The organism is Mycobacterium sp. (genome assembly GCF_035570115.1).
Lineage (GTDB): Bacteria > Actinomycetota > Actinomycetes > Mycobacteriales > Mycobacteriaceae > Mycobacterium.
The window spans coordinates 1-5192 of sequence record NZ_DATMLH010000334.1 but is presented as its reverse complement, the minus strand read 5'-3'; the positions used below and the strand labels follow the sequence as shown (position 1 = coordinate 5192).

The window sequence follows — 5192 nt, the reverse complement described above, 5'->3', positions numbered from 1 at the left end:
CGTCGGTACCGCCTTTGCGCAGCTCCATCGAGCCTTCGGCCGGCTTGGCCCCCTCGGCGACGACGCAGATGAAGTGCGCATCGCCGCGCTGGAAGCGCCGCTTGACCAGTCGGCACACCTCGTCGATGTCGAAGGGCTGTTCGGGAATCAGCGTCATGTGCGCGCCGGAGGCCAGCCCGGCATTCAGGGCGATCCAGCCGGCGTGCCGGCCCATCACCTCCACCAGCATCACCCGCTGGTGCGATTCCGCGGTGCTGTGCAGCCGATCGATGGCGTCGGTGGCCACCATCAACGCGGTGTCGTGGCCGAATGTCACATCGGTGCAATCGATGTCGTTGTCGATGGTCTTGGGCACGCCGACGACAGGGACGTTCTCTTCCGAGAGCCAGTGCGCGGCGGTCAGCGTGCCCTCACCCCCGATCGGGATGAGCACGTCGATGCCGTTCTCGTCCAGCGTGTCTTTGATCTGGTCCAGACCGGCCTTCAGTTTGTCGGGGTGAACGCGGGCGGTGCCCAGCATCGTTCCGCCTTTGGCCAGCAGGCGATCGTTGCGGTCATCGTTGGCCAGTTGCATGCGCCGGTTCTCCAGCAGGCCACGCCAGCCGTCCTGGAATCCGACCACCGACGACCCGTACCGCGAGTCGCAGGTTCGCACCACCGCCCGGATGACGGCGTTGAGCCCGGGACAGTCCCCACCTCCGGTAAGAATTCCGATCCGCATGACCTCATCTTGCCCCGTGATGGTCGTTCAAGTGGCGCGAGCAGACGGATCTCATGTTGCCGGGTTCGGAGCGCCGAGATCGACATTAGCGACACAGCCACTCGAAGTTTCCGCGCTGCCGTCGATCTCGGCGACGCTCACTGCGTCAAACGGCCGACGGCAGGGGTCCCCGCGCAACCTCGTAGGCCGCCGCCACCCGATAGAGCCGGTCGTCGGCCAGCGCCGGCGCCATGATCTGCAATCCGACCGGGAGCTCGTCGTCCGGCGACAACCCTGACGGCACCGACATCCCGCAGTGACCGGCCAGGTTCAGCGGCAGCGTGCACAGGTCGAACAGATACATCGCCAGCGGGTCGTCGACCTTCTCGCCCAATCGGAACGCCGTCGTCGGCGTGGTCGGCGACACCAGCACGTCCACGGATTGATAGGCCGCGTCGAGATCGCGGGCAATCAACGTGCGCACCTTCTGCGCCTGGTTGTAATAGGCGTCGTAATACCCGGCTGACAGCGCGTAAGTGCCGATCATGATGCGCCGCTTGACCTCCGGCCCGAACCCGGCGGCGCGGGTCAGCGCCATCACCTCCTCGGCGCTGTGCGTGCCGTCGTCGCCGACCCGCAGTCCGTAGCGCATCGCGTCGAAGCGGGCGAGGTTGCTCGACACCTCCGACGGCAAGATCAGGTAGTAGGCGGGCAACGCGTGATCGAAATGGGGACAGTCAACTTCGGACACGTCGGCACCGATCGCCGTCAACTGCTCGACGGCGCTGTTGAAGGACGCCAATACGCCCGGCTGATACCCGTCGCCGCGCAACTGCCGGACCACGCCGACGCGCACTCCACTCAGATCGCCCGCTGCTCCCGCCCTCGCAGCGCCGACGACGTCGGGTATTTCGGCGTCGATGGAGGTGGAGTCGCGTGGATCGTGTCCGGCGATCACCTGGTGCAGCAGCGCGGTGTCAAGGACGTTGCGGGCACACGGGCCGCCCTGGTCGAGCGACGACGCGCAGGCCACCAGGCCGTAGCGCGACACCGTGCCGTAGGTCGGTTTGACCCCGACCGTCGCGGTCAGCGCCGCCGGCTGGCGGATGGAGCCGCCGGTGTCGGTCCCGATGGCCAGCGGCGCCTGGAACGCGGCCAGCGCGGTGGCACTGCCGCCCCCGGAGCCGCCCGGCACCCGGTCGGTGTCCCATGGGTTGCGGGTCGGGCCGTAAGCGGAGTTCTCCGTCGACGAGCCCATCGCGAACTCGTCCATATTCGTCTTGCCCAGGATCGGGATGCCCGCCGCCCGCAGTCGCGCGGTCACCGTGGCGTCGTAGGGCGAACGCCAGCCCTCCAGGATCTTCGACCCGCACGTGGTGGGCATGTCGAGGCTGGTGAACACGTCTTTGAGGGCCAACGGCACCCCGGCCAGCGGCGACGGCGGCGGCTCGCCGGCCGCCAGCGCCTTGTCGACGGCGGCCGCGGCCGACAGGGCCGCATCGCCCGCCACGTGCAGGAACGCGCCGTAACGGTCATCGGTCGCCGCGATCTGGTCCAGGAAAGCCTGGGTGATCTCGGTCGATGACAACTCCTTGGCGGCGATTTTGCCGGCCAGGGTCGCGGCGTCCTGCCGGATGATGTCGGTCATTCCGGTTCCCCGAGAATCTGTGGGACGGCGAAGCGGCCATCGAGGGCCTCAGGCGCCTCGGCGAGCGCTTCCTGCTGGGTCAGGCACGGTGTGGTCTGGTCCGGGCGGGTGATGTTGACGTCTTTGAGCGGGTTGTCGGTCGGTTCGACGCCGGTGACATCGACAGCTTGGATCTGGCTGACGTGGGTCAAGATGGCGTCGAGTTGGCCGGCGAAGCCGTCCAGCTCGGCGTCGGTCAACGCCAACCGGGCCAGCCGGGCCAGATGGGCCACGTCGTCGCGGGAGATCTGGGACACGACCGAAAAGCCTAGCCCGGTGACGATGCTCGCCGCGGAGCGGCGGGAGGTGGGGGTACCTCCCAGCCGCGCAGCGGCGAGGGGGCGAAGCGGGCCATCAGCGCTAGCGGGCTGCTGCGCGCCGGCAGGTCCGGCCGCCCGCCGCCGTCGAAATGCCGCCGCCGCTCGGCTGTGCGACAGTGTGCGCGTGTCTTCCTATCTGCTGCGAGTTCAGCTTGCCGACCGGCCGGGCAGCCTCGGCTCGCTGGCCGTGGCCCTGGGGTCGGTGGGGGCCGACATCTTGTCGCTGGACGTCGTGGAACGTGGGTCGGGCTACGCGATCGACGATCTTGTGGTCGAGCTACCGGCGCGGGCCATGCCGGACACGCTGATCACGGCGGCCGAAGCGCTCAGTGGGGTGCGCGTCGACAGCCTGCGCCCGCACACCGGGCTGCTGGACGCGCACCGCGAGCTGGCGCTGATCGACCACGTCGCCGCGGCCGGCGACACAACGGCCAAGCTGAAGGTCCTCGTCGACGAAGCCCCCCAGGTGCTGCGGGTGAGCTGGTGTGCGGTGCTGCGCAGTTCCGACGACGGGATCCAGCCTGTGGTGGGCAGCCCGGGCGCACCGGAAACCGGACTGGACGCCGTCCCGTGGATGCCTATCACGCGCGCCACCGCCCTGGACGCCACCAGCGACTGGGTACCGCAGGTGTGGCGCGAGCTGGACACGACGCTGGTCGCCGCGCCGCTGGGCGCGCCCGACACCGCGATCATGCTGGGCCGGCCGGGCGGCCCGGCGTTCCGGCCGTCAGAGGTGGCACGGCTGGGCTACCTGGCCGGGATCGTCGGGACCCTGCTGCACTGAGTACGCCGATAAACATCGATAAACACCGGTATTGCTCAACTGTGAGCCTGCGGTCCGATGCCCAGATCGCCGCGCTGTCCCCGGCCGAGCTGTGGCGGCTGCCACTGCTGCCCTGATCCGAGTTCCGTCTCGCCGAGCTGTCACTCGTCGGGTCCGCTGCCGGAAGGCCCCTGGGCCAACAGCTTTCGGAATCCGTCCTCGTCGAGGACGGGCACGCCGAGTTCGATGGCCTTGTCGTACTTCGATCCGGGGGAATCGCCGGCGACGACGTAGGCGGTCTTCTTCGACACCGACCCGGCGGCTTTGCCGCCACGCGCCACAATGGCCTCCTTGGCGTCATCGCGGGAAAAGCCGGTCAACGAGCCGGTCACCACGATCGTCAAACCCTCCAGCGTGCGGGGCACGCTGGCGTCGCGCTCGTCGGCCATCCGCACGCCGGCCGATCGCCACTTATCGACGATGGCCCGATGCCAGTCCACGGTGAACCATTCGGTCACCGCCGCGGCGATGGTCGGGCCGACACCCTCGACCGCGGCCAGTTGCTCGGTCGAGGCCGACGTGATGGCATCCAAGCTGCCGAACTCGGTCGCCAGCGCGCGGGCAGCGGTCGGCCCGACGTGGCGAATCGACAATGCCACCAGCACCCGCCACAGTGGTTGCTTCTTGGCCGTGTCCAGGTTGACCAGCAGGCGCTTGCCGTTGGCAGACAGCGCGCCGCTTTTGGTGGTGAACAACTCGGTGCGCAACAAGTCGTCTTCGGTGAGGCCGAACAGATCACCCTCGTCGCCGATCACGTGAGCTTTCAGCAGCGCGATGGCCGCCTCGTAGCCCAGGCCTTCGATGTCGAAAGCGCCACGACCGGCGACGTGAAACACCCGCTCACGCAATTGCGCCGGGCAGGCCTGCGCGTTGGGGCAGCGGATGTCGGCGTCGCCCTCCTTGGCCGGAGCCAGCGGCGTCCCGCATTCGGGACACGTTGTGGGCATGACAAATTCGCGCTCGGAGCCGTCGCGCAAGTCGACGACGGGGCCCAGCACTTCGGGGATCACGTCGCCGGCCTTGCGGATCACCACCGTGTCGCCGATCAACACACCCTTGCGCTTGACCTCGGCGGCGTTGTGCAAGGTGGCCAGCCCCACCGTCGATCCGGCAACGGTGACCGGCGTCATGAATGCGAACGGCGTGACCCGCCCGGTGCGCCCGACGTTGACCCGGATGTCGAGCAGCTCGGTCTGTACCTCCTGGGGCGGGTACTTGTAGGCGATCGCCCATCGCGGTGCGCGCGACGTGGAACCCAGCCTGCGCTGCAGCGCCACATCATCGATTTTGACGACGACGCCGTCGATTTCGTGAGCCACGTCGTGGCGGTGCTCGCCCCAGTAAGCGATGCGTTCCAGGGCGCCGGCGGCGTTCTCCACCCGCGTGGTGTGTTCGGACACGGGCAGGCCCCACGCGCCCAGAGCCAGGTATGCGTCGTGCAGGGTGGGCGGCCGGAACCCCTCAATATGCCCCAACCCGTGGCAGATCATCCGGAGCCTGCGGCGAGCGGTGACGGCCGGGTCCTTCTGCCGCAGCGATCCAGCCGCACTGTTGCGCGGGTTGGCGAACGGCGCCTTTCCGTCTTCGACCAGGGCCGCGTTGAGCGCTTCGAAATCGGCGAGCCGGAAGAACACCTCACCGCGCACCTCGAGCACGTCGGGT

The 5192-nt window shown here is 68.6% G+C and carries 5 protein-coding genes; 1 reads left to right on the top strand and 4 read right to left on the bottom strand.

Annotated elements, in window-relative coordinates; genetic code table 11:
• The 3 genes from VNW74_RS31360 to gatC all read right to left on the bottom strand — a co-directional run.
• On the bottom strand, window positions 1–721 hold a 721-nt coding region (locus tag VNW74_RS31360; RefSeq protein ID WP_325684215.1), incomplete at its 3' end, for an ATP-dependent 6-phosphofructokinase.
• 145 nt (window positions 722–866) lie between these two features.
• Window positions 867–2348, bottom strand: a complete 1482-nt coding sequence (gene gatA, locus VNW74_RS31355; protein WP_325684213.1) for an Asp-tRNA(Asn)/Glu-tRNA(Gln) amidotransferase subunit GatA — start codon at window positions 2346–2348, stop codon at window positions 867–869.
• Entirely contained in the window at window positions 2345–2644 is a 300-nt protein-coding gene (gene gatC, locus VNW74_RS31350; RefSeq protein WP_325684211.1) for an Asp-tRNA(Asn)/Glu-tRNA(Gln) amidotransferase subunit GatC, read from the bottom strand. Before gatC ends, gatA begins: the two co-directional genes overlap by 4 nt.
• 187 nt (window positions 2645–2831) lie before the next feature.
• Between gatC and VNW74_RS31345 the strand changes: the two genes are divergently transcribed.
• Window positions 2832–3491 carry an amino acid-binding protein gene (locus VNW74_RS31345; protein ID WP_325684209.1) on the top strand — a complete coding sequence of 220 codons (660 nt, stop codon included), beginning with the start codon at window positions 2832–2834 and terminating at the stop codon, window positions 3489–3491.
• 140 nt (window positions 3492–3631) lie between these two features.
• Here the strand turns inward: VNW74_RS31345 and ligA are convergent.
• On the bottom strand, window positions 3632–5192 hold a 1561-nt coding region (gene ligA / locus VNW74_RS31340), incomplete at its 5' end, for an NAD-dependent DNA ligase LigA (RefSeq protein WP_325684207.1).

Coding starts and splice junctions, on each gene's coding strand:
- gatA (WP_325684213.1), bottom strand. CDS start 2,348: ATGACCGACATCATCCGGCAGGACGCCGCGACCCTGGCCGGCAAAATC.